This window comes from Stenotrophomonas sp. CASM110 (genome assembly GCF_049384345.1).
Classification (GTDB): domain Bacteria; phylum Pseudomonadota; class Gammaproteobacteria; order Xanthomonadales; family Xanthomonadaceae; genus Stenotrophomonas; species Stenotrophomonas muris.
Genome location: NZ_JBMRGI010000009.1, coordinates 22465 through 45108 on the forward strand (window position 1 = coordinate 22465; position 22644 = coordinate 45108).

26 protein-coding genes are annotated in these 22644 nt (G+C 66.3%); 14 read left to right on the forward strand and 12 right to left on the reverse strand.

Annotated features, from left to right (window positions below):
• The first annotated feature begins 72 nt into the window (after positions 1-72).
• Positions 73-288 (forward strand): DUF6116 family protein, encoded by a 216-nt coding sequence (locus tag VG561_RS09640; protein ID WP_423179542.1) that lies wholly within the window; start codon positions 73-75, stop codon positions 286-288.
• Entirely contained in the window at positions 285-1058 is a 774-nt protein-coding gene (locus VG561_RS09645; protein ID WP_046431615.1) for a TatD family hydrolase, read from the forward strand. Before VG561_RS09640 ends, VG561_RS09645 begins: the two co-directional genes overlap by 4 nt.
• Before the next feature lie 34 nt (positions 1059-1092).
• Here VG561_RS09645 and VG561_RS09650 read toward each other — a convergent pair whose 3' ends face one another.
• Positions 1093-1917, reverse strand: coding sequence for a tRNA threonylcarbamoyladenosine dehydratase (locus VG561_RS09650; protein WP_423179543.1), 825 nt, complete (start codon positions 1915-1917; stop codon positions 1093-1095).
• 79 nt (positions 1918-1996) lie between these two features.
• On the opposite strand from VG561_RS09650, the gene VG561_RS09655 reads away from it, so the two are divergent.
• Both VG561_RS09655 and VG561_RS09660 read left to right on the forward strand, forming a co-directional pair.
• Positions 1997-2431: a cytochrome c gene (locus VG561_RS09655; protein ID WP_014647719.1), complete on the forward strand. Its 435-nt coding sequence runs from the start codon at positions 1997-1999 to the stop codon at positions 2429-2431.
• A 136-nt stretch (positions 2432-2567) separates the two neighbouring features.
• On the forward strand, positions 2568-3062 hold the full coding sequence (locus tag VG561_RS09660) for a glycine zipper 2TM domain-containing protein (protein ID WP_005417545.1): 495 nt from the start codon (positions 2568-2570) through the stop codon (positions 3060-3062).
• Between the two features lie 72 nt (positions 3063-3134).
• On the opposite strand, the gene VG561_RS09665 is transcribed toward VG561_RS09660, so the two are convergent.
• Entirely contained in the window at positions 3135-3344 is a 210-nt protein-coding gene (locus tag VG561_RS09665) for a cold-shock protein (RefSeq protein WP_014647720.1), read from the reverse strand.
• Positions 3345-3579: 235 nt separating this feature from the next.
• On the opposite strand from VG561_RS09665, the gene VG561_RS09670 reads away from it, so the two are divergent.
• From VG561_RS09670 to arsC, 3 genes are all read left to right on the forward strand, one after another.
• Positions 3580-4065 (forward strand): DUF456 domain-containing protein, encoded by a 486-nt coding sequence (locus VG561_RS09670; protein WP_032958895.1) that lies wholly within the window; start codon positions 3580-3582, stop codon positions 4063-4065.
• A gap of 118 nt (positions 4066-4183) precedes the next feature.
• Positions 4184-5338, forward strand: coding sequence for a phospholipase A (locus VG561_RS09675; protein WP_053496454.1), 1155 nt, complete (start codon positions 4184-4186; stop codon positions 5336-5338).
• Positions 5338-5679, forward strand: coding sequence for an arsenate reductase (glutaredoxin) (gene arsC / locus VG561_RS09680; RefSeq protein ID WP_423179544.1), 342 nt, complete (start codon positions 5338-5340; stop codon positions 5677-5679). The genes VG561_RS09675 and arsC overlap by 1 nt, the downstream gene beginning before the upstream one ends.
• Before the next feature lie 71 nt (positions 5680-5750).
• Here arsC and VG561_RS09685 read toward each other — a convergent pair whose 3' ends face one another.
• From VG561_RS09685 to VG561_RS09695, 3 genes are all read right to left on the reverse strand, one after another.
• On the reverse strand, positions 5751-6386 hold the full coding sequence (locus VG561_RS09685) for a glutathione S-transferase family protein (RefSeq protein WP_423179545.1): 636 nt from the start codon (positions 6384-6386) through the stop codon (positions 5751-5753).
• Between the two features lie 57 nt (positions 6387-6443).
• Positions 6444-6782: a hypothetical protein gene (locus VG561_RS09690; protein ID WP_014647725.1), complete on the reverse strand. Its 339-nt coding sequence runs from the start codon at positions 6780-6782 to the stop codon at positions 6444-6446.
• 125 nt (positions 6783-6907) lie between these two features.
• Complete coding sequence (locus VG561_RS09695) at positions 6908-8425, reverse strand: fumarate hydratase (RefSeq protein ID WP_014647726.1); 1518 nt, start codon at positions 8423-8425, stop codon at positions 6908-6910.
• 146 nt (positions 8426-8571) lie between these two features.
• Between VG561_RS09695 and VG561_RS09700 the strand changes: the two genes are divergently transcribed.
• From VG561_RS09700 to VG561_RS09715, 4 genes are all read left to right on the forward strand, one after another.
• Positions 8572-9468, forward strand: a complete 897-nt coding sequence (locus VG561_RS09700; RefSeq protein WP_423179546.1) for an RNA polymerase sigma-70 factor — start codon at positions 8572-8574, stop codon at positions 9466-9468.
• A 36-nt stretch (positions 9469-9504) separates the two neighbouring features.
• The gene (locus VG561_RS09705; RefSeq protein WP_134809081.1) at positions 9505-9957 is read left to right on the forward strand and encodes a carboxymuconolactone decarboxylase family protein; all 453 of its coding nucleotides are present in this window, start codon (positions 9505-9507) and stop codon (positions 9955-9957) included.
• 188 nt (positions 9958-10145) lie between these two features.
• The gene (locus VG561_RS09710; protein WP_423179547.1) at positions 10146-12017 is read left to right on the forward strand and encodes an ABC transporter ATP-binding protein; all 1872 of its coding nucleotides are present in this window, start codon (positions 10146-10148) and stop codon (positions 12015-12017) included.
• A gap of 79 nt (positions 12018-12096) precedes the next feature.
• Positions 12097-12876 carry a ferredoxin--NADP reductase gene (locus VG561_RS09715; protein WP_014647730.1) on the forward strand — a complete coding sequence of 260 codons (780 nt, stop codon included), beginning with the start codon at positions 12097-12099 and terminating at the stop codon, positions 12874-12876.
• Positions 12877-12951: 75 nt separating this feature from the next.
• On the opposite strand, the gene VG561_RS09720 is transcribed toward VG561_RS09715, so the two are convergent.
• Positions 12952-13431 (reverse strand): glutathione peroxidase, encoded by a 480-nt coding sequence (locus VG561_RS09720; protein WP_423179548.1) that lies wholly within the window; start codon positions 13429-13431, stop codon positions 12952-12954.
• Positions 13432-13561: 130 nt separating this feature from the next.
• Here VG561_RS09720 and VG561_RS09725 point away from each other — a divergent pair, with 130 nt between their 5' ends.
• Positions 13562-15730, forward strand: coding sequence for a M3 family metallopeptidase (locus tag VG561_RS09725; protein ID WP_014647732.1), 2169 nt, complete (start codon positions 13562-13564; stop codon positions 15728-15730).
• 151 nt (positions 15731-15881) lie between these two features.
• Here the strand turns inward: VG561_RS09725 and cfa are convergent, their stop codons facing one another.
• Genes cfa through VG561_RS09740 form a run of 3 tightly spaced genes read right to left on the reverse strand, consistent with a single transcriptional unit; the run spans position 15882 to position 18238 of the window.
• Positions 15882-16997 carry a cyclopropane fatty acyl phospholipid synthase gene (gene cfa, locus VG561_RS09730; RefSeq protein WP_100450326.1) on the reverse strand — a complete coding sequence of 372 codons (1116 nt, stop codon included), beginning with the start codon at positions 16995-16997 and terminating at the stop codon, positions 15882-15884.
• Between the two features lie 19 nt (positions 16998-17016).
• Positions 17017-17898: a DUF3298 domain-containing protein gene (locus VG561_RS09735; RefSeq protein WP_423179549.1), complete on the reverse strand. Its 882-nt coding sequence runs from the start codon at positions 17896-17898 to the stop codon at positions 17017-17019.
• Positions 17899-17935: 37 nt separating this feature from the next.
• Complete coding sequence (locus VG561_RS09740) at positions 17936-18238, reverse strand: GNAT family N-acetyltransferase (RefSeq protein WP_006455911.1); 303 nt, start codon at positions 18236-18238, stop codon at positions 17936-17938.
• Positions 18239-18446: 208 nt separating this feature from the next.
• On the opposite strand from VG561_RS09740, the gene VG561_RS09745 reads away from it, so the two are divergent.
• Entirely contained in the window at positions 18447-18608 is a 162-nt protein-coding gene (locus VG561_RS09745) for a hypothetical protein (protein ID WP_014037806.1), read from the forward strand.
• Positions 18609-18651: 43 nt separating this feature from the next.
• Here the strand turns inward: VG561_RS09745 and VG561_RS09750 are convergent, their stop codons facing one another.
• Positions 18652-19278 carry a rhomboid family intramembrane serine protease gene (locus VG561_RS09750; RefSeq protein WP_014647735.1) on the reverse strand — a complete coding sequence of 209 codons (627 nt, stop codon included), beginning with the start codon at positions 19276-19278 and terminating at the stop codon, positions 18652-18654.
• A 7-nt stretch (positions 19279-19285) separates the two neighbouring features.
• The gene (locus VG561_RS09755) at positions 19286-20851 is read right to left on the reverse strand and encodes an oligopeptide:H+ symporter (protein ID WP_134809087.1); all 1566 of its coding nucleotides are present in this window, start codon (positions 20849-20851) and stop codon (positions 19286-19288) included.
• Positions 20852-21013: 162 nt separating this feature from the next.
• Here VG561_RS09755 and VG561_RS09760 point away from each other — a divergent pair, with 162 nt between their 5' ends.
• Complete coding sequence (locus tag VG561_RS09760; RefSeq protein WP_049405898.1) at positions 21014-21862, forward strand: endonuclease/exonuclease/phosphatase family protein; 849 nt, start codon at positions 21014-21016, stop codon at positions 21860-21862.
• 131 nt (positions 21863-21993) lie between these two features.
• Here VG561_RS09760 and VG561_RS09765 read toward each other — a convergent pair whose 3' ends face one another.
• The gene (locus VG561_RS09765) at positions 21994-22605 is read right to left on the reverse strand and encodes a superoxide dismutase (RefSeq protein ID WP_005410310.1); all 612 of its coding nucleotides are present in this window, start codon (positions 22603-22605) and stop codon (positions 21994-21996) included.
• Between the last annotated feature and the right edge of the window lie 39 nt (positions 22606-22644).

Consider the following 22644-nt stretch of genomic DNA (forward strand, 5'->3'; position numbering starts at 1 on the left):
GATAACCCATTCAGCATCGGGAAATGCTGGGCCCGTGGTAGCGTTTGCATATTCCCCACGAGGCTTCCCGCCATGGCCAACCCGATGCTGCTGCCGGTACTGCAATGGGCCCGCCGGCTGCGCTACCCCACCCTGTTCAAGCTCACCGCCGGCCTGTTCGTGCTGACCTTGTTCATCCCGGACCCGATCCCGTTCGTCGATGAGCTGGTGCTGGGCTTCGGCACGCTGCTGCTGGCCAACTGGAAGAACCGCAACGCCGCAACACCTCCGCCGCTGGAACAGCGTTGAGCATCCTGGTTGACAGCCACTGCCATCTGGATGCCAGCGGGTTCGACCGTGACCGCGCTGCGGTGATCGAGCGTGCGCAGGCCGCGGGGGTGCGCCAGCAGGTGGTACCGGCGGTGACCGCGGCCAGCTGGCCGAAGCTGCGTGAGGTCTGCCAGCAGGCGCCGGGGCTGTACCCGGCCTACGGCCTGCATCCGATGTTCCTGGCCGATCACCAGCCCGGGCACCTGCCACTGCTGCGCGAGTGGATCGAGCGCGAACGCCCCTGTGCGATCGGCGAATGCGGCCTGGACTTCTTTGTCGAAGGGCTGGACGCCGACGCCCAGCAGGCGTATTTCATCGGCCAGCTGGAACTGGCCCGCGAATTCGAGTTGCCGGTGATCGTGCACGCGCGACGCGCGGTGGATGCGGTGATCGCCGCCATCCGCCGCGTCGGCGGCCTGCGCGGCGTGGTGCACAGCTTTTCCGGCAGCCCGGAACAGGCCGCGCAACTGCACAGGCAGGGCTTCCTGCTCGGCCTCGGTGGCCCACTGACCTACGATCGCGCGCAACGGCTGCAGCGGCTGGTGCGCGAGATGCCGCTGGAACAGTTGCTGCTGGAAACCGACGCGCCCGACCAGCCCGACGCCGGCATCCGCGGCCAGCGCAACGAGCCAGCGCGGCTGGCGACCATTGCCCGGCACGTGGCCGCACTGCGCGGGATGGAGCTGGAAGCCGTGGCCCAGGCCACGACGGAGAATGCGCGGCGATTGTTCGCGCTGCCGGCAATGTAACGGGTAGGTGCCGGCCGCTGGCCGGCACGATCCATCACACCGCGCTGGCCTCTACCGCATCCACCTTCACCTTCTTCGGCTCCAGCAGCATCTCCAGCGCCTTGCCAACCGCCGCGAAGGCGAACGCGCCGGTGATGTGGGTTGCCGCGCCCAGGCCGGCACCACAGTCCAGCTTCAACGCCGCATCGGCGCCCAGGTTCGGACGGATGCCGCAGACGCTGCCATCGGCCTGCGGGTACTTCACATTCTCCAGCGAATACACCGCCGGTACGCCGAAATAGCGCTTGGCGTTCTTCGGGAAGTTGAATTCGCTGCGCAGCTTCTTGCGGATCAGCGCCAGCATGGCGTCGTGCTCGGTGCGAGAGACATCGCGGATGCGCACCAGGGTCGGATCGGTACGGCCACCGGCGGCACCGACGGTCAGCAACGGCAGCTTGCGGCGGCGGCACCATGCGATCGTCTCGACCTTGACCCGGAAGCTGTCGCAGGCATCGATCACCAGATCGAACCCCCGGTCCAGCAGCTCGGCCATGTTGGACACGGTCAGGAATGCCTGCACCGCGTCGACCCCGATGTCCGGATTGATCGCACGGCAACGCTCGGCCATCGCCTCGGCCTTGTTGCGGCCGTAGTTGCCTTCCATCGCCGGCAGCTGCCGGTTGGTGTTGGACACGCAGATATCGTCGGCATCGATCAGGGCCAAGTGGCCGACGGCCGAACGGGCCAGCGCCTCCACCACCCACGAGCCGACGCCGCCCATGCCGACCACCGCCACGCGGCTGCCCTGCAGGCGCTCGAGTGCACCCACGCCGTACAGCCGTTCGATGCCGGCGAAGCGTTGTTTGACCTGTTCGTTCATCGGGCTATTTTAACGTGCAGGTGCTGGCGCCCGCAGTACGCCGGCGTCGAACCCACCGTTGCACGCCCGGAGTGCCCGCATGAATGCCAGCCCGCCCCGCCGCCTGTCCAGCGCCCATCGCTACCTGTTCGTGCTCTGCCTGGGCCTGCTGATCGGCCTGATCGCCACGGTAATGGTCGGCCGCGCCCTGCAGGCGCGTCGCGATCCGTTCCCGGGCAGCCTGATGCAGGTGATGCAGCGGCAGTCACAGCTGCTGCAGCAGGCCCAGCTGCAGAACCGCTGCAGCCTGGCTGACAGCGTGCCGCGGCTGCAGGTGCTGCGCCTGCTGTCCAATGACCTGGACCAGGCGTTTCCCGGGCTGAAGGACAGTGCGCAGTTCCAGCAGCACGCCAGCCAGCTGCGCGGCAACCTCAACACGGCGCTGGCCTCACCCCCCGGCGACTGCAGGGCCCTCGCCCAGCTGGTGGAAACACTGCAGGCGGACTGCCGCGCCTGCCACCAGGATTTCCGCTGAGCCGCATTCATCCTGCAGCCGGGCAGCACGCACACGGTTGGCGCGTTGTTCACGTTCGAAAGGAGAGGATTCGTCCACCCTGCTGCACGACGCAGTACCACCCAACCCACCCGCCTTCACGGCCAGGAGACGCCCCATGAAGATCCAGCTCATCGCCGCCAGCGCCATCGCTACCCTCGCGCTGGCTGGCTGTGCCACCTCGCCCGGTTACAGCGGCGGTGGTTACAACAACGGCTACAACAACGGCGGCTACGGCAACAATGGCGGCTACAACCAGGGCCGTTGCGCTGACTGTGGCATCGTCACCCGCATCAACACCGTGCCCTCGGGCCGCACCGCGCCCAGCGCGACCGGCGCGATCCTCGGCGGCATCGTCGGCGCCGTGGCCGGCCATGAAATCTCCGACCACACCGGTGGCAGCCGTGGCAACAAGAACATCGCCGCCGCCGCAGGCGCGGTCGGTGGTGCCCTGGCCGGCAACCAGATCCAGAAGAACGTCACCAGCGATACCTATGACATCAGCGTGCGCATGGATGATGGCCGCACCATCGTGGTCAACCAGCGCGATCTCGGCGGCATCCGCGAGAACACCTACGTGCGCGTCGTCAATGGCAAGGTCATCCTGCGCTGACCTGCACCGGGCCAACGGCAAAGAAAAAGGCCCGCTTGCGCGGGCCTTTTTCATGCCGACGGGCGGCGGGTATTACACCGGCTGCACCTTGTCAGCCTGCAGGCCCTTCTGGCCCTGCACGACTTCGAAGCTCACAGTCTGGCCTTCCTTGAGGCTCTTGAAGCCCTGGGTCTCGATGGCGCGGAAGTGCACGAACACGTCCTCGCCATTCTGCCGGCTGATGAAGCCGAAGCCCTTCGCATCATTGAACCACTTTACGGTACCGGTCTCGCGCTCAGCCATCTCACTAACTCCCTTTGACTCTCTCTTGTTGTTGGAAACGCCCGGTGGGCGGCTGACAAGCAAGGGGGAAGCGAGGTGCATCGATGCAGCGGATCGGAAAGATCTTGCTTCATCAGGCCACGATCCACGGTGACCTTGCCAAGCTCAGCGACTGCAACTTAACCCGCCCAAAACGAAAAAGCAACTGGCAAAATCTTTCACTGTCAACCCCAAAACGGCCACCATACGGGACAGCATGGGACTCTCATTCATCTTATATCTGCTAGCGGTCATTTTTGTCCTGATCGGCATCGCCGGCATCATCCTGCCGGCCCTCCCGGGCATCCCGCTGGTGTTCATCGGGCTGCTGCTGGCGGCCTGGGCCGACGGCTTCGCCCACGTCGGCTGGCCCACCCTGGTCGCGCTGGGCGTGCTGACCCTGCTTTCACTGCTGGTGGACGTGCTCGCCACCGTAGTTGGCGCGCAGCGCGTCGGCGCCAGCCGCAAGGCCCTGTGGGGCACCTTCGTCGGCAGCATCGTCGGCCTGTTCTTCATGCCCATCGGCCTGTTTGCCGGACCGCTGGTCGGCGCCCTGCTCGGCGAGTACTGGCACACCCGCGAACTCGGCCGCTCGACCAAGGTGGGCCTGGCGACCTGGCTCGGCATCCTGCTCGGCCTGGCACTGAAACTGGCGGTGGTGATCGCGATGCTGGGCCTGTTCGCGTTCGCCTGGTTCTTCTGAGCCACCTAGCCTTCACGCCACGCGCACGCCGTGGCCGTGCATAAACGGTGGGGCTGGCCGCGATCCGGTGCAGCCGCCACACTGTGCGATTCCCGTATCCATCGAAGGGCCTGCTGCAATGACCCTCCCCACGCTGCTTCCCCGTCTGGCGCCGCTGGCGCTTGCCCTGGCCAGTGCACCGTTGGCTGCGCAGGAGTTCGCGCCCAGCGCCGACACCTCGCCGGCCGCCTGCGCGGCGATCACCACCGACGCGGCCCGCCTGGCCTGCTATGACCGCCTCTTCGGGCATACCCCGGAGGCCACCGCCGCCGCCGATGCCGCCGCCGAATCGGCTGCGCAGGCGCGCCGCGAGGAACGACAGACCGCGCGCGTGAGCCAGGGCGAGGAAAAGCTGCGCGAGCGGGTCAGCGACCTGTTCCGTCCGGCGGCACCGGACAGCGCGCTGGCCAATGCTGGCCGCGGTTCGCTGCTGGACAGCCGCTGGGAGCTGGCCGAGGACTCCAAGCTGGGGCCCTTCCAGCTGCGTGCCTACAAGCCGGTGTACCTGCTGCCGGCGTTCTGGACCAGCGACCGCAACACCACGCCGCATTCGCCGAACCCGGCCAACAGCGTGACGACCCCGCAGGTACTCGACAGTGCCGAGCTGAAGTTCCAGATCAGCTTCAAGACCAAGATCGCAGAGAACCTGTTCGGCGACAACGGCGACATCTGGGCTGGCTACACCCAGAGTTCGCGCTGGCAGGCCTACAACAGCGAGGATTCGCGCCCGTTCCGCGAAACCAACTACGAACCCGAAGTGATGATGGTGTTCCGCAACGGCTACTCGATCGGTGGCTGGCGCGGGCGCATGACCGGTATCAGCCTCAACCACCAGTCCAACGGACGGGCCGATCCGCTCTCGCGCAGCTGGAACCGGGTCATGCTCAACATCGGCCTGGATCGCGAGAACTGGGCGCTGGTGCTGCGCCCGTGGTACCGCATCCCGGAAAGCCGCAGCGAAGACAATAATCCGGACATCGAGGATTACATGGGCCGGGGTGACGCGACCCTGATCTGGAACCGAAACGGGCATGAGGTCGCGCTGATGGCGCGTCATTCGCTGCGCACCGGCAGCCGCTCCCACGGTGCACTGCAGCTGGATTACGGCTTTCCGATCAGCAATCTGCTGCGTGGCCATGTGCAGGTCTTCGACGGCTATGGCGAGAGCATGATCGACTACAACCACAAGGCCACCTATGTGGGCGTGGGCGTGTCGCTGCTGGAGTGGTTCTGATGGACGTGACGATCTGGCACAACCCGGCCTGCAGCAACTCGCGCGGCGCACTGAAGCTGATCCACGATGCGGGCTTCGACCCGGTGGTGATCGAGTACCTGGGCACCCCGCCCGACGCGGCCACCCTGCGCCAGGTGCTGGCCGAGTCGGCCCTGAGCGCGCGCGACCTGGTGCGCAGCAAGGAGACCCAGTTCGCCGCACTCGGGCTGGAAGATGCCGACGATGCCACCCTGCTGGCTGCGATGGCCGAACACCCGCGCCTGATCAACCGCCCCGTGGTGCGCACGCCCAAGGGCACACGGCTGTGCCGCCCGCCGGAAACGGTGCTGGAGATCCTGTAACGGAAAAGGGGACGGAGGGGATTAAGTCGTTTGTGCACAAACGACTTAATCCCCTCCGTCCCCTTTTCTGGTTACCGCCAGTCGGTGATGCCTTCGCGGCGGTAGGCCTCGGCGAACGCCGGGCGCGCCTTCATCGAGGTGGCATGTGCCTTGAGCGACGGCCAGGTGTCACTGGGCCTGGGCATGTTGCGCGACCAGCGCATCAGCATCACCAGCATGTAGTCGACCACGCAGGGCGTGGCGCCCAGCAGGTAGGGCCCATGCGCCAGCAGGTGCGTGGCCACATGCTGCCAGGCCGCTTCCAGGCGCTGTCGCGCCATCTCGCGACTGGCCTCCACGTTTGCCTCGCCCGCCACCTCGTGCGGATAGAACCAAGCGCGATAGGCCGGCTGCAACGTATTGGCACACCAGAACATCCAGCGGTAGGCATCGGCGCGCTGCGGCGTGCCCAGTGCCGGCAACAAACCGGCGTCCGGATGGCGGTCGGCCAGGTACAGGGCGATCGCCGCCGCTTCAGTCAGTACCAGGCCATCGATCAGCAGCGTCGGCACCACGCCGGCCGGATTCAGTGCCAGGTACTCCACCGACTTGTGCTCGCGCGCGTCGAAATCCAGCAGCACCAACTCGTGCTCGATGCCGAGCTCGATCAGCAGCCAGTGCACCACCAGCGCGGCGGTGCTTGTCGAACCATACAGCGTGGTGCTCATGCGGCGGATCCTGTGCAGGTGGGCCGGCCGATTATGCGCCCGTGCGGGAGCCGTCGCTCAGCCGCAGCTGCTCATGCAGGTATCGCGGCGCTCGCCACAGGACATCATCGGCGCGCGCAGCGTGCAGTCATGCGTCTTCAGTTCGCAGGCACGGCGCAGGTCCGGGTTGTCCACGTCCTTGCAGCGCTTGTCCGGCGCCGGCACCATCCGCTGCTCGCAATTGCTCTGGCGGCTGCCGAGGGAGTCATTCTGCGCCATGCAGCTGCGGTAGCTGGCCTGGCACTGCATGCGGCATTGCGCCGATGCAGGGAAATCCGCGCCTTCGTACGACGCCGGGGTGCTGCAGCCGGCCAGGGCCAGCAGCACGCCGGCCACGATGAAGCGATGCAGGGCCATGGACACGTCCTGTGCGAGGGTGTGCCAACCGTAGCAGAGCCAGGGCTACAGGCGCGTTAATCCTGCCTCCAGATACAGCAACGGCGCCACACGGGCGCCGTTGTCTGGACCGAAGCGTGCGGGAATTACTCCACCACCACCGGAATCTTGCCGATGCGGGCCTGCCACTCGCGCGGGCCGGTCTTGTGCACCGATTCGCCGGCGGAGTCGACGGCCACGGTCACTGGCATGTCCTGCACGGTGAACTCGTAGATCGCCTCCATGCCCAGGTCAGCGAAACCGACCACCTTGGCCGCCTTGATCGCCTTGGACACCAGGTAGGCCGAGCCACCGACGGCCATCAGGTAGGCCGACTTGTGCTTCTTGATCGCCTCGATCGCGGCCGGGCCGCGCTCGGCCTTGCCGACCATGCCCAGCAGGCCGGTCTGTGCCAGCACCTGCTCGGTGAACTTGTCCATGCGGGTCGCCGTGGTCGGGCCGGCCGGGCCCACCACTTCGTCACGCACCGGATCGACCGGGCCGACGTAGTAGATGAAGCGGCCCTTCAGATCGACCGGCAGCTGCTCGCCCTTGTTGAGCATGTCGACCATGCGCTTGTGCGCGGCGTCGCGGCCGGTGAGCAGCTTGCCGTTGAGCAGCAGGGTCTGGCCCGGCTTCCAGCTGGCCACGTCTTCCGGGGTAATCGTATCCAGGTCCACCCGGGTGCCCTTGGATGCGTCGTAGGTCAGCTTCGGCCAGTCTTCCAGCGACGGCGGGTCCAGCATCACCGGGCCGCTGCCATCCAGGGTGAAGTGCGCATGGCGGGTGGCCGCGCAGTTCGGGATCATCGCCACCGGCAGGTTGGCCGCGTGGGTCGGGTAGTCGTTGATCTTGATGTCGAGCACGGTGGTCAGGCCACCCAGGCCCTGCGCACCGATGCCCAGCGCGTTGACCTTCTCGTACAGCTCCAGGCGCAGCTCCTCGATGCGGTTGGACGCACCACGGGCCTGCAGCTCGGTGATGTCGATCGGCTCCATCAGCGCTTCCTTGGCCAGCAGCATCGCCTTCTCGGCGGTGCCACCGATGCCGATGCCCAGCATGCCCGGCGGGCACCAGCCGGCGCCCATGGTCGGCACGGTCTTCAGCACCCAGTCGACAATCGAGTCGGACGGATTGAGCATGGCGAACTTGGTCTTCGCTTCCGAACCACCGCCCTTGGCGGCGACGATCACGTCGACTTTGTTGCCCGGCACCACCTTGACGTTGACCACGCCCGGGGTGTTGTCCCTGGTGTTGATGCGCTTGCCTGCCGGATCGGCCAGCACCGAGGCGCGCAGCTTGTTGTCCGGGTGCATGTAGGCGCGGCGCACGCCTTCATTGGCCATGTCTTCCACGCCCATGGTGGCGTCATCCCAACGCACGTCCATGCCGATTTCCAGGAACACGGTGACGATGCCGGTGTCCTGGCAGATCGGGCGGTGGCCCTCGGCGCACATGCGCGAATTGATCAGGATCTGCGCCATCGCTTCCTTCGCGGCCGGCGACTCCTCGCGCTCGTAGGCGGCGGCAAGGTTCTTGATGTAGTCGACCGGGTGGTAGTACGAGATGTACTGCAGCGCGTCGGCGATGGACTGGATGAGGTCTTCCTGCTTGATCGATGTCACGTCTTGCTCGCTTGCTCGAGGCTGGCGGGGGTAATCCACCCATTTTACCCCCTCCCCCGGCCCCGGGGTGGTAGTGCCGGCCGCTGGCCGGCAAGATTCCCCCGACGCTCTGTCACGCCACGCGCCACTGCGGCGTCCTTGCCCACATGAACGCCGAAAGCGCTTTCCAGACCCACCGCCCGCGCCTGATGGCGCTGGCCTACCGCCTGCTCGGCAGCCGCACCGACGCCGAAGACGTGGTCCAGGACGCCTGGCTGCGCTGGTCCGGCGCCGATCCTGCGGCCGTCCGCGATGCCGAGGCCTGGCTGGTCACCACCACCACCCGGCTCGGCCTGGACCGGCTGCGTGCGGCCAAGCGCGAGCGCGTCCACTACGTCGGCCCATGGCTGGCCGAACCGCTGGCGGTCACCCTGGAGCCGGACCCGGCGCCCGGTCCGGCCCAGCTGCATGCGCTGGCCGACGACGTCTCGGTCGCTTTCCTGACCCTGCTCGAACAGCTCGGCCCGGAGGAACGCGCCGCCTTCCTGCTGAAGGAGGCGTTCGACCACGACTACCGTGAGATCGCCGAGCTGATCGGCCACAGCGAGGCCAACTGCCGGCAGCTGGTGCACCGTGCCCGGCAACGCCTGCAGGCCGGACGACCGCGCTTCAATGCCGATGCCAGCCAGCACCGGCAGCTGCTGGCGCGCTTCATGGAGGCCTCGCAGCGCGGCGACAGCGACGCGATCCAGGCCCTGCTGCACGCCAACGCGGTACTGGTTTCCGACGGCGGTGGCGTGGTCACTGCGGCGGTGCGGCCGCTGCTGGGCGCCGAACGCATCGGCCGCCTGTTCTGGGCCATCGCCCGCCGCGGCGCGGTGCATCCCGCCCAGCTGGGCTACGTCAACGGCGAGCCGGCGATCCTGCGCTTCCAGGGTGAGCGCCTGCATTCGGTCACCACCATCGAAGTGGTCGATGGCTGCATCGCCAACGTGTACAGCGTGTTGAATCCGGAAAAGCTGCCGGGTGTTGTCACGCGCGATGACGGTACGGCGTCCTGGTAGTGAAAGGCGGCCACCGTGGCCGCCGTGGAGCCGAAAATGTCCGACCACGCCTCTCCCCGCGTCCCCTACACCCGCCTGGCCGCCGAGGCCTTCAAGGGCCTGCTGGCCACCAGCCAGGCCGTGCATGACAGCTCGATCGATCCGACCCTGATGGAACTGGTGTTCCTGCGCGTGTCGCAGCTCAACGGCTGCGGCTACTGCATGGACATGCACGGCACCGCGCTGCGCAAGGGCGGCATCGAGCCGCGCAAGCTGGACACGCTGCCGGCATGGCACGAGAGCCGCTTCTTCGACGAACGCGAGCGCGCGGCACTGGGCTGGGCCGAGGCGCTGACCCGGCTGACCGACGGCGCGCCGTCGCAGGCCGCGTTCGATGCCCTGGCACCGCACTTCGATGAGAAGGGCATCAGTGACCTGAGCATGGGCATCGCGGTGATCAATGCCTGGAACCGCCTCGGTGCGGGGTTGCTGCCGCCGCTGCCGGCCTGACCCACCCCGCCTTCGACAGTTCATCGGTGCTGCTGGTAGGTGTCGACCTTGGTCGGCACGGTGGATCCACGCAATGCGTGGATGCAGGAGGGTCAGATCCCTTCGCTTCGCGAAGGGATCTGACCCCGGTGCCGGCAACACGGCTGCACTGACTCCCCCTGCACGTATCACGCGCGCACAATACGCGCATGCCTGCCATCCCCCCCGTTGGCGCTGCCGCCGCGAAGAAACCCAGCCTGCGCCAGCGCTTCAGGGCGATGCGCAACCTGCTGCCGTTCCTGCGCATGGTCTGGCAGACCAGCCCCGCGCTCACCCTGGCCAGCCTGGGGCTGCGCCTGATCCGTGCGCTGCTGCCGGTGGCGATGCTGTACGTCGGCAAGCTGATCATCGACAGCGCCCTGCACCTGAGCCAGCACGACGCCGGTTTCCCGCCGCCGGGCGAGGCGCTGTCCAGCGGCATGCTCAATCCGCTGCTGGGCCTGCTGGCGCTGGAATTCGGCCTGGCCATCGCCTCGGACCTGCTCGGCCGGCTGGTCAGCTATGCCGACGCGCTGCTGTCGGAACTGTTCGCCAACGTCACCAGCATCCGGCTGATGGAACACGCGGCGACGCTGGATCTGGAGGACTTCGAGGACCCGGACCTGCAGGACAAGCTGGACCGTGCGCGGCGCCAGACCATGGGCCGGATGAACCTGATGAGCCAGCTGTTCGGCCAGGTGCAGGACGCGATCACCGTGGCCAGCCTCGCCGTCGGCCTGCTGGTCTACGCGCCGTGGCTGATCCTGCTGCTGGTGCTGGCACTGGTGCCGGCCTTCATCGGTGAATCGCACTTCAATGCGGCCGGTTACAGCCTCAACTTCCAATGGACGCCCGAGCGCCGCCAGCTCGACTACCTGCGCCAGCTCGGTGCCAGCGTGGAAACGGCCAAGGAAGTGAAGATCTACAACCTGCACCGCTTCCTGGTCGAGCGCTATCGGCGCCTGTCGGTGGCGCTGTTCCAGGCCAACCGTGCCCTGGCACGGCGCCGGGCGTTCTGGGGCACGCTGCTGGCTGCGCTGGGTACGCTGGGCTATTACACCGCCTACGCCTACATCGCCTGGCGCACGGTGCGCGGCGATTTCTCGATCGGCGACCTGACCTTCCTTGCCGGCAGCTTCCTGCGCCTGCGCCAGCTGCTGGAAGGCCTGCTGATCGGCTTCTCGCAGGTGGCCAGCCAGGCGCTGTACCTGGACGACCTGTTCTCGTTCTTCCAGATCGAGCCGGAAATCCACTCGCGCGAAGGCGCCATACGCGTGCCGCAGCCGATCCGCCAGGGCTTCGTGTTCGAGAACGTCGGCTTCCGCTATCCCGATGCCGAACAGTGGGCGGTGCGCCACCTTGATTTCCAGCTGCAGGCCGGCGAAGTGCTGGCCCTGGTCGGCGAGAACGGCGCAGGCAAGACCACCCTGGTGAAGCTGCTGGCACGCCTGTACGAACCGGACGAGGGCCGCATCCTGCTCGATGGCCGCGACCTGCGCGACTACGACCTGGACGACCTGCGCGCCAACCTCGGGGTGATCTTCCAGGACTTCGTGCGCTACAACCTCAGCGCCGGCGAGAACATCGGCGTCGGCCAGGTCGAGGCCATGGACGACCGGGCGCGCATCGCCGACGCCGCGCGCCGCGGCATGGCCGAGGAAGTGATCGAGGAGCTGCCCGGTGGTTACGACCAGCTGATCGGCCGCCGTTTCAAGCAGGGCGTGGACCTGTCCGGTGGCCAGTGGCAGAAGATCGCCATTGCCCGCGCGTGGATGCGCAATGCGCAGGTGATGATCCTGGATGAGCCAACGGCAGCACTGGATGCGCGCAGTGAATTCGAGGTGTTCCAGCGGTTCAGGGAACTGGCGGATAATCGCACCGCCGTATTGATTTCCCACCGTTTTTCCTCGGTCCGCATGGCCGATCGCATCCTGGTGCTGGCCGATGGCCGGATCGAGGCCAGTGGCACCCACGCCCAGCTGATGGCACAGGGCGGCCGCTATGCCGAGCTGTTCGAGCTGCAGGCGGCGGGTTACCGCTGAGAACGCCTCTCGTTCCGCCCAATGAGAACCCGTCTCATTTGAGATAGAATTCCCCCGACGACTTTTGACAGATACGCCCATGTCCTCCGCTTTTGGCGCCGAAACGGTGCTTGAGGTCCGTCACTGGACCGACGCCTACTTCAGTTTCACCACCACCCGCGACAGCGGCTTCCGCTTCGAGAACGGCCAGTTCGTGATGATCGGCCTGGAAACCGAGGCACGGCCGCTGCTGCGTGCGTACTCCATCGCCAGCGCCAACTGGGAAGAGCATCTGGAGTTCTTCAGCATCAAGGTGCAGGACGGCCCGCTGACCTCGCGCCTGCAGCACATCAAGCCGGGCGACAAGGTGCTGGTCGGCAAGAAGCCCACCGGCACCCTGCTGATCAGCGACCTGCACCCGGGCAAGAACCTGTACCTGCTGGGCACGGGTACCGGCATGGCGCCGTGGCTGTCGGTCATCAAGGACCCGGAGACCTACGAGCGCTTCGAGAAGGTGATCCTCTGCCACGGCGTGCGCTACGAAAAGGATCTGGCCTACCGCGATTACTTCGAGAGGGAGCTGCGTGAGCACGAGTTCCTGGGCGAAATGATCGGCGACAAGCTGCTGTACTACCCGGCCGTCACACGCGAGCCGTTCGCCAACCAGGGCCGCCTGACCTCGCTGATGGAAAGCGGCCAGATGCAGCGCACCCTCGGCCTGCCGGAGCTGAGCCCGGAAAACGACCGCGCGATGATCTGCGGCAGCCCGCAGATGCTGGCCGACCTGCGTGCTGTGCTCGATGCCCGTGGTTTCCAGGTTTCGCCGCGCATCGGCCAGCCGGGCCACTACGTGTTCGAGCGCGCGTTCGTCGAGAAATGATGCTGCAACGGTGGTGCCGGCCGCTGGCCGGCTCTTCCTGGCCCACGGGGTTGCCGGCCAGCGGCCGGCACGACCTCACAGCAGCGCTTCGATCTCGCCGCGCAGCTGCTCCGGCCGGGTGGTGGGCGCATGCCGCGACACCACCCGCCCCTGGCGATCGACCAGGAACTTGCTGAAATTCCACTTGATGCGGGCACTGCCGAGCACGCCGCGCTTCTCCCGCGCGAGCCACCTCCAGAGCGGGTCGGCTCCCTCGCCGTTGACCTCGATCTTTTCCGACAGCGGGAAGCTGACCGGATAGTCCAGCGAACAGAACTGGCGGATCTGTGCGGCATCACCGGGCTCCTGCGCGCCAAACTGGTTGCACGGGAAGCCGATCACCACCAGGCCGCGTTCGCGGTACGCCTGCCACAGCTGCTCCAGCCCGGTGTACTGAGGCGTGAAGCCACAACGGCTGGCGACATTGACCAGCAGCAACGGGTGGCCCTGGTGCCGGGCCAGCGCCTGCGGCTGGCCGTCGAGGTCGCGGAAGCTGAAATCGTAGGCGGTCGTCATGGCAGCGGGCCGTGGGCGGTGAATGCATGGTACCCGCGCCCGGCCCCGGCAACATGCCTTTTGACACAAGTGCAGTCGCCGCCGGCCGGGTTACCCTCGGGCCCTTGTTTGCCTTACCGGAGCTTTTACCTTGACCACTCGACTTGCCCTTGCCGTGGCCATGTCCCTCGGCCTTGCCCTGCCCGCCTTCTCGGCCGGCGCCGCCACCCCGGCTGCCAGCACCAATGCCCAGCAGGCCAACCCGTTCTTCGCCGAAAGCCCGCTGCCGCTGCACTTCCCGCAGTTCGACAAGATCAAGGACAGCGACTTCGCCCCGGCCTTCGACGCCGGCATGGCGCAGCAGCTGAAGGAAGTGGAGGCGATCGCCAACAACAAGGCCAAGCCGACCTTCGACAACACCATCATCGCGCTGGAAAAGAGCGGTGACATCCTCGACCGTGCGACCACCGTGTTCTTCAGCCTGGTCGGCGCCGATACCAACGACACCCGCAAGAAGCTGCAGGCCGACTACTCGGCGAAGTTTGCCGCGCACAGCGATGCGATCGCGCTGAACGGCAAGCTGTTCGCCCGCATCCAGGCGCTGTACGACACCCGCAGCCAGCTGGGCCTGGACGCCGAAGGCGTGCGCCTGGTCGAGAAGTACTACGACAATTACGTGCGCGCCGGCGCCAAGCTGTCCGAGGCCGACAAGGCCACGCTGAAGGACATGAATGCCGAACTGGCCAATCTGGGCACCAAGTTCAGCCAGAACGTGCAGTCGGAAGTGAACGCTTCGGCAATCACTGTCGACGACGTCAAGGAGCTGGCTGGCCTGTCCAAGGAGCAGATCGCCGCCGCCGCCGAAGCCGCCAAGGCCCGTGGCCTGGAAGGCAAGTACGTGATCACCCTGCTCAACACCACCGGCCAGCCGCCGCTGACCAACCTGGCCAACCGCGCCCTGCGCCAGAAGATCTACGAAGCCTCGACCACCCGCGGCAGCCGCGGCGGTGAGTTCGACAACACCGCGCTGGTCTCGCGCATCATGCAGTTGCGTGCCGACAAGGCCAAGCTGATGGGCTTCCCGAACTTCGCCGCCTACAACCTGACCAACCAGACCGCCAAGACCCCCGAAGCGGTCAACGCGATGCTGGGCAAGCTGGCTCCGGCCGCGGTGGCCAATGCCAAGCGCGAAGCCGCCGACCTGCAGGCGATGATCGACAAGGAGCAGAAGGCCGCGCGCAAGCCGACCTTCCAGCTGGAACCGTGGGACTGGGCCTTCTACAGCGAGAAGGTGCGCCAGGCCAAGTACAACTTCGACGAGTCGCAGCTGAAGCCGTACTTCGAACTGAAGAACGTGCTGGAGAACGGCGTCTTCTACGCCGCCGGCCAGGAATTCGGCCTGACCTTCAAGCAGCGCACCGACCTGCCGGTCTACCACGATGACGTCACCGTCTACGACGTGTTCGACGCCGATGGCAGCCAGCTGGCGATCTTCATCTTCGATCCGTATGCACGCGCCTCCAAGCGTGGCGGTGCGTGGATGAACTCCTACGTCTCGCAGTCCAAGCTGACCGGCTTCAAGCCGGTGGTCGCCAATCACCTGAACATCCCGAAGCCGCCGGCCGGCCAGCCGACCCTGCTGACCTGGGATGAGGTGAACACCACCTTCCACGAGTTCGGCCACGCCCTGCACGGCATGTTCTCCAACGTGAAGTATCCGTACTTCTCGGGCACCTCGGTGCCGCGCGACTTCGTCGAGTTCCCCTCGCAGGTGAACGAGATGTGGGCCGACAACCCGGTCATCCTGAAGAACTACGCCAAGCACTACCAGAATGGTTCGGCGATGCCGCAGGCCCTGCTGGACAAGGTGATTGCCGCATCGAAGTTCAACCAGGGCTTTGCCACCACCGAATACCTGGGGGCGGCGATGCTGGACCAGAACTGGCACCAGATCGGCCCGGACCAGGTGCCGGCGGCCAAGGACGTGATGGCCTTCGAGCGCGCCGCGCTGGAGAAGGACGGCATCTACTACGCGCCGGTTCCGCCGCGCTACAAGACCCCGTACTTCAGCCACATCATGGGCGGCTACTCGGCCGGCTACTACGCCTACATCTGGTCGGAAGTGCTCGATGCCAACACCCAGAAGTGGTTCAAGGACAACGGCGGCCTGAGCCGCAAGAACGGCGACCACTTCCGCGCCACCCTGCTGTCCAAGGGCGGCAGCGTCGACGCGATGCAGCTGTTCCGCGATTTCGCCGGCCACGAGCCGCAGATCGAACCGCTGCTGGAAAAGCGTGGCCTGACCGGCGCCGGCAACTGATCGCCAGCGCAGTCGCCTGAAACGAAAACCGCCCGGGAGACCGGGCGGTTTTTTGTTGTGGTCGGGGTCAGAGCCCTCTTCTGCGAAAAGGGATCTGACCCCGGGGTCGGATCCCTTTCCGACGGAAAGGGCTCCGACCCCAGCCACGCCATCAACGCGGCGCCACGTACCCACCCGGCACGCCTTCCGGCGACAGCACCAGCTGCCACAGCTGCGCGTGCCGGCAGCGGAAGGTGGCCATCGACCCGGCCAGGTAGAAGCGCCACATGCGCCGGAAGTGCTCGTCGTAGTGCGCATCCAGCCGCGGCCACGCTGCTTCCACGTTGCGCCGCCATGCCTGCAGGGTCAGGTCGTAGTCGGTGCCGAAGTTGTGCCAGTCCTCCAGCACGAAACGGCCTTCGAACGCCTTGGTGATCTGCACCGCCGACGGCAGCATCGAGTTGGGGAAGATGTAGCGTGCAATCCATGGATCGGTGCGATGCCGTGAGACATTGGTGCCGATGGTATGCAACAGCAGCAGGCCACGTGGCGACAGGCAGCGCTTGGCCACTTCGAAGAAACTGGCGTAGTTCTTGTCACCGACGTGCTCGAACATGCCGATCGAGAAGATCGCATCGAATGGTTCGTCCAGTTCACGGTAATCCTGCAGGCGGATTTCGATCGGCAGGCCAGCGCACAACTGCCGCGCGAACTCGGCCTGCTCCTGCGATATGGTCACGCCGACGCCGCTGACACCGTAGCGCTCGGCGGCGAACTTCAGGGCTTCGCCCCAACCGCAGCCAATGTCCAGCACGCGCTGGCCCGGGCGCAGGCCCAGCTTGCGGCAGACCAGGTCGAGCTTGGCCTCCTGTGCGGCGTCGAGGTCGTCGGCGTCGCGCCAATAGCCACAGCTGTAGACCAGGCGCTGGCCGAGCATGGCCTGGTAGAGATCATTGCCGAGGTCGTAATGGCGGCGACCGACTTCGTAACTGCCCTGCCCCGCCTGCAGGTTGAACAGGCGCGCCTTCAGCGCGTCTGCCACTTCGCGCCAGCCGTGCACCCGTTCATCCAGGTGCGCCTGCATCAGGTGGACGAGGAATTCATCCAGGACATTGGCATCCCACCACCCCTCCATGTAGCTCTCGCCCAGGCCGAGCGAGCCGTGGCCCATGACCCGCGCGAAAAAGCGCGGGTCATGCACCTGGATGTCCTGTGGCTGGGTGCCGCCGATGCGGACCCCGGCTTCGTGGAGCAGGCCGGCGACCCGCTCCTGCAACCCTGTATCCACGCCACCTCCTCGACTGCGGTCAACCGCGTGCGAACAGTTCCACGTAGTCCTTGGCCACGTGCGGCAACAGCACCGCTGCCGGTACATCGGCGGTCTGGGTGCCGTCCGAGTATGGACCCACCTGGTACGGCGGGAAAACAAAGCGCAGCGCGGTGATCTGCCCCTTGTCGTCGGTCAGTGGCTGGAACTGGCTGAAATTGTCGGCCTGCGGGCCGGTTCCGTCGGCGATCATGCGCGATGCGTTGCGCAGCGATTCCTGCAGCTGGGCCGGGTCCATGTCCTCGCCACTGAGGCGGGTGGCCACGCGTTCGCGCAACTGGTCGGCGACGAAATCGCTGATCGCCTTCCAGCCCTTGGCATCGGCCACAAGCTTTTCGGCGCTGAGCATCTGCTGCTGCGGCGGCAGCCACACGAAGCGCGCCACCAGCGGTTCGCCGTGGGCGCCACCCGTGTAGCGGCTGCCGTCGGCACTGACCACCACCAGCTGCGGGGTTTCAAGCAGCTTCTCGAAGCTCAGCGACAGCTCGTAGGGCATGGTCGGCTTGTCGTTGCCCAGCCCGTCCAGCGCCTGCTGCAGGTCGCTGCGCGCACTCGTGGCATAGCTCTGCAGCGCGCGGGCCAGGCCCGGATAACGGTCGATACCGGCCGGGTAGCTGATGCCCACCACTTCGCGCTCGTTGTTCTCGATCACGTCGCGCAGGTCCAGCGGCGCTTCCGTGGCCGGCGTTTCGCCCGCGGCGGTGGCTTCGGCGGCGGGCGCCGCGTCGGTCGCCGGTGCCGGCTCGCTTTCACGCTGGCAACCGGCCAGCAACAGCACGCCCACCACGCCGGCCAACACGCTGCCGTGCAATGGCCGGTTGTTTCCAATCTTCATCGGGATCCCCTGTTCATGTTTGTACATCATCGCCTGCCATGGCTGAAGCGAGACCCGCTGGCGTTCAGCCAACGAGCAGGTCGTGGTACTCCTCGTGGCGCTGCAGGAAGGCTTCGGCGTAGGAACATGCCGGCACCACCTTGTATTTCTGCTCGCGGGCAAAACGCAGTGCCACGCGGGTCAGCTCACCGGCGATGCCACGGCCGGCGATCGGCTCGGGCACCTCGGTATGGGTGATGACCATGCGCCTGCGCTTGATCTGGTAATCGAGCACCGCCAGCTGTCCGCGCACACGTGCGGTGAAGCGGTGGTTGGCCAGGTCGTGCTCGACCTCATAGGCCAGACCGGGGGGCGTGACCGAAGCCATGGAACTGTCTCCTGCGGCGACTGCGTGGATGGTGCGCAGCCGGGCGCCATGATCGCGTGAAGCCTGAACAGGGGCAAGTCCAGTCCATTCACGTCAGTTTTCGCCCTCAAGCTGGAGGCGGGCCGGCCGCTATCGCCTATGGAGGGGTACGGCCAGGCTGGCACGACCCTTGCGACCGTTGACCATGCGCACCACCGTGGAGGCTCCCATGCACGCCAGCAATTCCCATTCCGATACCGACCGCGCCCTGCTGGAGGGCCTGCTGCAACTGGCGGTGGAAGGGCAGACCGAGGATCAGGATTTCCAGCGCATCGGCGAGGAAGTGTTCGCCCGCCTGCTGGATACCTACGGCCAGCAGACCGCAGCCTGACCCGGCCGGGGCGGATCGGACCCGATCCGCCCCGCTACCCGCATCAACCGCCGCCGAGGCGGAAGGTCGGGTTGGAGAGTTCGCGCAGGAAGTGGGTGAAGATGCTCGGCTGCATGGCCAGCATGAAGATCACGCCAAACGCCGCACCTGCCAGGTGCGCGCTGTGGTTGATGCGGTCGCCACCGCGCCTGTCCATCCAGATGCTGTAGCCGACGTAGAACGCGGCATAGATGATCGCCGGTGCCGGGATGAAGAACACCAGGATGATCGACCACGGCTTGATCAGGATGAAGGCGAACAGCACCGCCGATACCGCCCCGGACGCCCCGAGGCTGAGGTAGTTCGGGTTCTTCTGGTTCTTCAGGTAGCTGGGCAGGATCGAGACCAGCAGCGCGCCGATGTAGAACGCCGGGTAGGTCAGGTAGCTGCCGGTCAGCTGCACCATCACGCTCTCGATGAATCCCCCGAAGAAGAACAGGGTGATCATGTTGAAGATCAGGTGCGACCAGTCGGCGTGGATGAAGCCATAGGTCACCAGGCGGTCGTACTGGCGGTGACGGTCGATGGCCGGCGGCCACAGGATCAGGCGGTCGGCCAGCTTGCGGTTGTTGAACGCCATCCACGACAGGATGGCGGTGATGGCGATCAACAGCAGATTGACGGGGGTCATGTCAGGCTCAGGCGGTACGGTAGTTGTCGACCATACGATAGCGTTTCGCGTACCAACCGAAGGCCAACGCCGCGACGAAGGCGAAGCCGGCGAAGAAGAACATCAGGAACGCCGCCTCGCTCAGGCCCGTGCCCGCGATCTGGTGGGTGACCGTGTCGTTGCGCACCGCTGCGTTGGACAGCAGCACCCACAGGTTGCCGATGGTGGTGGTCAGGTTCCAGAAGCTCATCACCACGCCCTTCATCGCCTGCGGTGCCTGGCTGTAGGCGAACTCCAGGCCGGTGGCCGAGACCAGCACCTCACCGAAGGTCAGCAGCGCGTACGGCAGCATCTGCCAGAAGATCGACATGGCGTTGCCGCCGTCCATCACCACCTGGATGCCACCCACCACGATCCAGGCCAGGCCACTGAAGGCGATGCCGGCGGTCATGCGGCGCAGCGCGGTCGGTTCGAAGCCGAAGCGGCGCAGGGCCGGATACAGCACCAGGTTGTTGAACGGAATCAGGATCATCACCAGCAGCGGGTTCAGCGCCTGCATCTGCGAGGCGGTGAACCAGCTTGGCATCTGCATCTGCTGGCCCTGCAGGACCCAGGTCGAGGCCTTCTGGTCGAACAGCGAGAAGAACGGCGTGGTCAGCGCGAAGATCACCAGCACGCGCAGTACCGAGCGCACGCCTTCCACGGCTTCGGCCGGATGCTGGCCACGGGCGCGGTCCAGCTGCAGCCAGGTGCCGCCACCGATGCCGGCAAGGATGGCCACCAGCGCCAGGCACAGGCAGATCACGATGCCCAGCGAACCGACCAGGCCGAACGAGGCCACCGCCAGCGCCAGGCCAAGCACGGCGATCACCAGGCCCGGACGGCCCTGGCCAGCCACGCGCGTGGTCAGCGCGGTACGCACCACGTTGGCGAACGAATGCGGGTCCTTCGGCGGCAGCGGCACCAGCACGTAGCGCCTGCGGCCCAGCCAGAACACGAAGGTAGCGATGAACATCAGGATGCCCGGGATGCCGAACGCCCACTGCGGGCCCCAGTTCTTCAGCACCAGCGGGATCAGCAGCGAGGCGAACAGCGAGCCGAAGTTGATGATCCAGTAGAAGGCGTCGAAGACGATCTTGGCCAGGTGCTTGTTGCTCTGGTCGAACTGGTCGCCCATGAACGAGGCCACCAGCGGCTTGATGCCGCCGGCACCGAGCGCGATCAGGCCCAGGCCGAGGAAGAAGCCCTCGCGGCTGTTCTCGAACAGCGCCAGGCACAGGTGGCCGGCGCAGTAGACCAGGCTGAACCAGAGGATGGTGTGGTACTTGCCGAAGAACCGGTCGGCCAGCCAGCCACCGAGCAGCGGGAAGAAATACACGCCGATCATGAAGCTGTGCATGATGTCCTTGGCTTCACCGGCACGGCCTTCGGCAGTGATTTCCTGCAGCAGCAGCGAGGTGATCAGGAACTGCACCAGGATGTTGCGCATCCCGTAGAAACTGAACCGCTCGCAGGCCTCATTGCCGATGATGTACGGAATCTGGCGCGGCATCTTTCCCTGGCCGGCGATGGGGGCGACTGCGTCGTGGCTCATCCTGTAAGGCATTCCTGCAAAGCGAAAGGCGCAAGGTTACCGGAACCGGGGCTTGCGAAGCACGCTGCAGGGCTGCATGACAACGGTGCCAATCCATGGCAGGCAGTGCAGGCCCTGCCGGAAGTCACGGCACCTGCACGACAAAAGCGTAAACTTATCGTTATGCGCCCCCTCGCCCACGCCCGCCTCCTGCTCAGCTGCCTTGCGCTGTTGCTGGCGTTGCAGGCGCAGGCACGACCACAGGCGCCGGCCGCCGTTGCCAGCGAGAGCGACCCCAGGCAGCTGACGGTCGCCGCGCTGGAGCTGCCCAGCCGCGATGACGCGCAATGGAAGCAGCGCCGCGAGCAGGTCGCACAGCTGCTGACCGAGCTGCAGCCGGACGTGATCTCGGTGCAGCAGGTGCTGCAGCAGCAGGGCCGCAACCCGGCCTGCTGGCTGGCCAGCCGGCTGCGCTACAGCTGCGACTTCGTTACCGCCGATCCGCCCAGCCAGCCGCTGCGGCATGGCAACGCCATGCTGACCCGGCTGCCGGTCAGCGAGGACGGCGTGACCCTGCTGCATCCTCCCGGCACCTTCAGCGCGGCCGGCATGATGCGGCTGAGGCTGGGCGAGGCGCTGGTCAACATCTATGTGGCGCGGCTGCGCCCGGACCCGGACGAGGCCAGCGCCCGCCAGCACCAGACCAGCGACCTGATGACCTGGATCGGCGCCACCGCCGAAGGCATGCCGAGCCTGATTGCCGGCGATTTCTCGGCCAGCACGGTGGAACTGGTGCGCAGCACGCCGGGGTTCCAGCCGGCCCGGCGCAATCCCGGCGGCCGTGCCGAGGCGCCGGCGGCCAGTGGGGGCGGCAGCAGCGGCCACGGCCTGGATGTGCTGTTCCAGGTCAAGCATTTCGGCGGCATCCGCCAGCAGCCGATCCTGCTGCCGGCCGACGGCGACCTGCCCGGCCTGCGTCTGGGTGTGATGGCGACCCTGCGCCTGCAGGGCGATACGGCCACTGCGGAATAGGTAGTGCCGGCCGCTGGCCGGCTCCCCCGGTACTGCACGGTTGCCGGCCTGCGGCCGGCACTATCGAACGACTGCTGCAACAGAAAAGGCCGGGGTCTCCCCCGGCCTTCTCATGTCATCCCGTCACGCGATCAGGCGATCGCTTCCTGGTAACGGCGCTCGACTTCGTTCCAGTCGATGACGTTGAAGAACGCGCCGATGTATTCCGGGCGGCGGTTCTGGTACTTCAGGTAGTACGCGTGTTCCCACACGTCCAGGCCGAGGATGGGGGTGTTGCCTTCCATCAGCGGGCTGTCCTGGTTGCCGGTGCTCTCGACCACGACCTTCTTGTCCGGGGTCACGCTCAGCCACGCCCAGCCACTGCCGAAACGGGTCAGCGCGGCCTTGGTGAAGGCATCCTTGAACTTGTCGAAACCGCCCAGGTCCTTGTCGATGGCCTTGGCCACGTCGCCCACCGGGTTGCCGCCGGCATTGGGGGCCATCACGGTCCAGAACAGCGAGTGGTTGGCATGGCCACCACCGTTGTTGCGCACCGGGCCCTGCAGGTTCTCCGGCAGCGACTTGAGCTTCTTCACCAGCTCTTCGACCGGCAGGTCAGCGTACTCGGTGCCTTCCAGCGCCGCGTTGACGTTGTTGATGTAGGTCTGGTGATGCTTGGTGTGATGGATTTCCATCGTCGCCGCATCGATATGCGGTTCCAGCGCGTCGTAGGCGTAGGACAGCTTGGGCAGGGTGTAGGCCATGATGCATCTCCTGATTGCGAGGGCACCCGACGATGTCGG

What these genes read in the sequence shown, in the direction of transcription:
- VG561_RS09745 (WP_014037806.1), top strand. Translation starts at nt 18,447, where the DNA reads ATGCACGCCAGCAATTCCCATTCCGATACCGACCGCGCCCTGCTGGAG.
- VG561_RS09705 (WP_134809081.1), top strand. Translation starts at nt 9,505, where the DNA reads ATGTCCGACCACGCCTCTCCCCGCGTCCCCTACACCCGCCTGGCCGCC.
- VG561_RS09670 (WP_032958895.1), top strand. Translation starts at nt 3,580, where the DNA reads ATGGGACTCTCATTCATCTTATATCTGCTAGCGGTCATTTTTGTCCTG.
- VG561_RS09660 (WP_005417545.1), top strand. Translation starts at nt 2,568, where the DNA reads ATGAAGATCCAGCTCATCGCCGCCAGCGCCATCGCTACCCTCGCGCTG.
- arsC (WP_423179544.1), top strand. Translation starts at nt 5,338, where the DNA reads ATGGACGTGACGATCTGGCACAACCCGGCCTGCAGCAACTCGCGCGGC.
- VG561_RS09715 (WP_014647730.1), top strand. Translation starts at nt 12,097, where the DNA reads ATGTCCTCCGCTTTTGGCGCCGAAACGGTGCTTGAGGTCCGTCACTGG.
- VG561_RS09735 (WP_423179549.1), bottom strand. Translation starts at nt 17,898, where the DNA reads ATGTACAAACATGAACAGGGGATCCCGATGAAGATTGGAAACAACCGG.
- VG561_RS09765 (WP_005410310.1), bottom strand. Translation starts at nt 22,605, where the DNA reads ATGGCCTACACCCTGCCCAAGCTGTCCTACGCCTACGACGCGCTGGAA.
- VG561_RS09760 (WP_049405898.1), top strand. Translation starts at nt 21,014, where the DNA reads ATGCGCCCCCTCGCCCACGCCCGCCTCCTGCTCAGCTGCCTTGCGCTG.
- VG561_RS09640 (WP_423179542.1), top strand. Translation starts at nt 73, where the DNA reads ATGGCCAACCCGATGCTGCTGCCGGTACTGCAATGGGCCCGCCGGCTG.
- VG561_RS09665 (WP_014647720.1), bottom strand. Translation starts at nt 3,344, where the DNA reads ATGGCTGAGCGCGAGACCGGTACCGTAAAGTGGTTCAATGATGCGAAG.
- VG561_RS09685 (WP_423179545.1), bottom strand. Translation starts at nt 6,386, where the DNA reads ATGAGCACCACGCTGTATGGTTCGACAAGCACCGCCGCGCTGGTGGTG.
- VG561_RS09650 (WP_423179543.1), bottom strand. Translation starts at nt 1,917, where the DNA reads ATGAACGAACAGGTCAAACAACGCTTCGCCGGCATCGAACGGCTGTAC.
- VG561_RS09720 (WP_423179548.1), bottom strand. Translation starts at nt 13,431, where the DNA reads ATGACGACCGCCTACGATTTCAGCTTCCGCGACCTCGACGGCCAGCCG.
- VG561_RS09700 (WP_423179546.1), top strand. Translation starts at nt 8,572, where the DNA reads ATGAACGCCGAAAGCGCTTTCCAGACCCACCGCCCGCGCCTGATGGCG.
- VG561_RS09675 (WP_053496454.1), top strand. Translation starts at nt 4,184, where the DNA reads ATGACCCTCCCCACGCTGCTTCCCCGTCTGGCGCCGCTGGCGCTTGCC.
- VG561_RS09710 (WP_423179547.1), top strand. Translation starts at nt 10,146, where the DNA reads ATGCCTGCCATCCCCCCCGTTGGCGCTGCCGCCGCGAAGAAACCCAGC.
- VG561_RS09655 (WP_014647719.1), top strand. Translation starts at nt 1,997, where the DNA reads ATGAATGCCAGCCCGCCCCGCCGCCTGTCCAGCGCCCATCGCTACCTG.
- VG561_RS09750 (WP_014647735.1), bottom strand. Translation starts at nt 19,278, where the DNA reads ATGACCCCCGTCAATCTGCTGTTGATCGCCATCACCGCCATCCTGTCG.
- VG561_RS09740 (WP_006455911.1), bottom strand. Translation starts at nt 18,238, where the DNA reads ATGGCTTCGGTCACGCCCCCCGGTCTGGCCTATGAGGTCGAGCACGAC.
- VG561_RS09755 (WP_134809087.1), bottom strand. Translation starts at nt 20,851, where the DNA reads ATGAGCCACGACGCAGTCGCCCCCATCGCCGGCCAGGGAAAGATGCCG.
- VG561_RS09690 (WP_014647725.1), bottom strand. Translation starts at nt 6,782, where the DNA reads ATGGCCCTGCATCGCTTCATCGTGGCCGGCGTGCTGCTGGCCCTGGCC.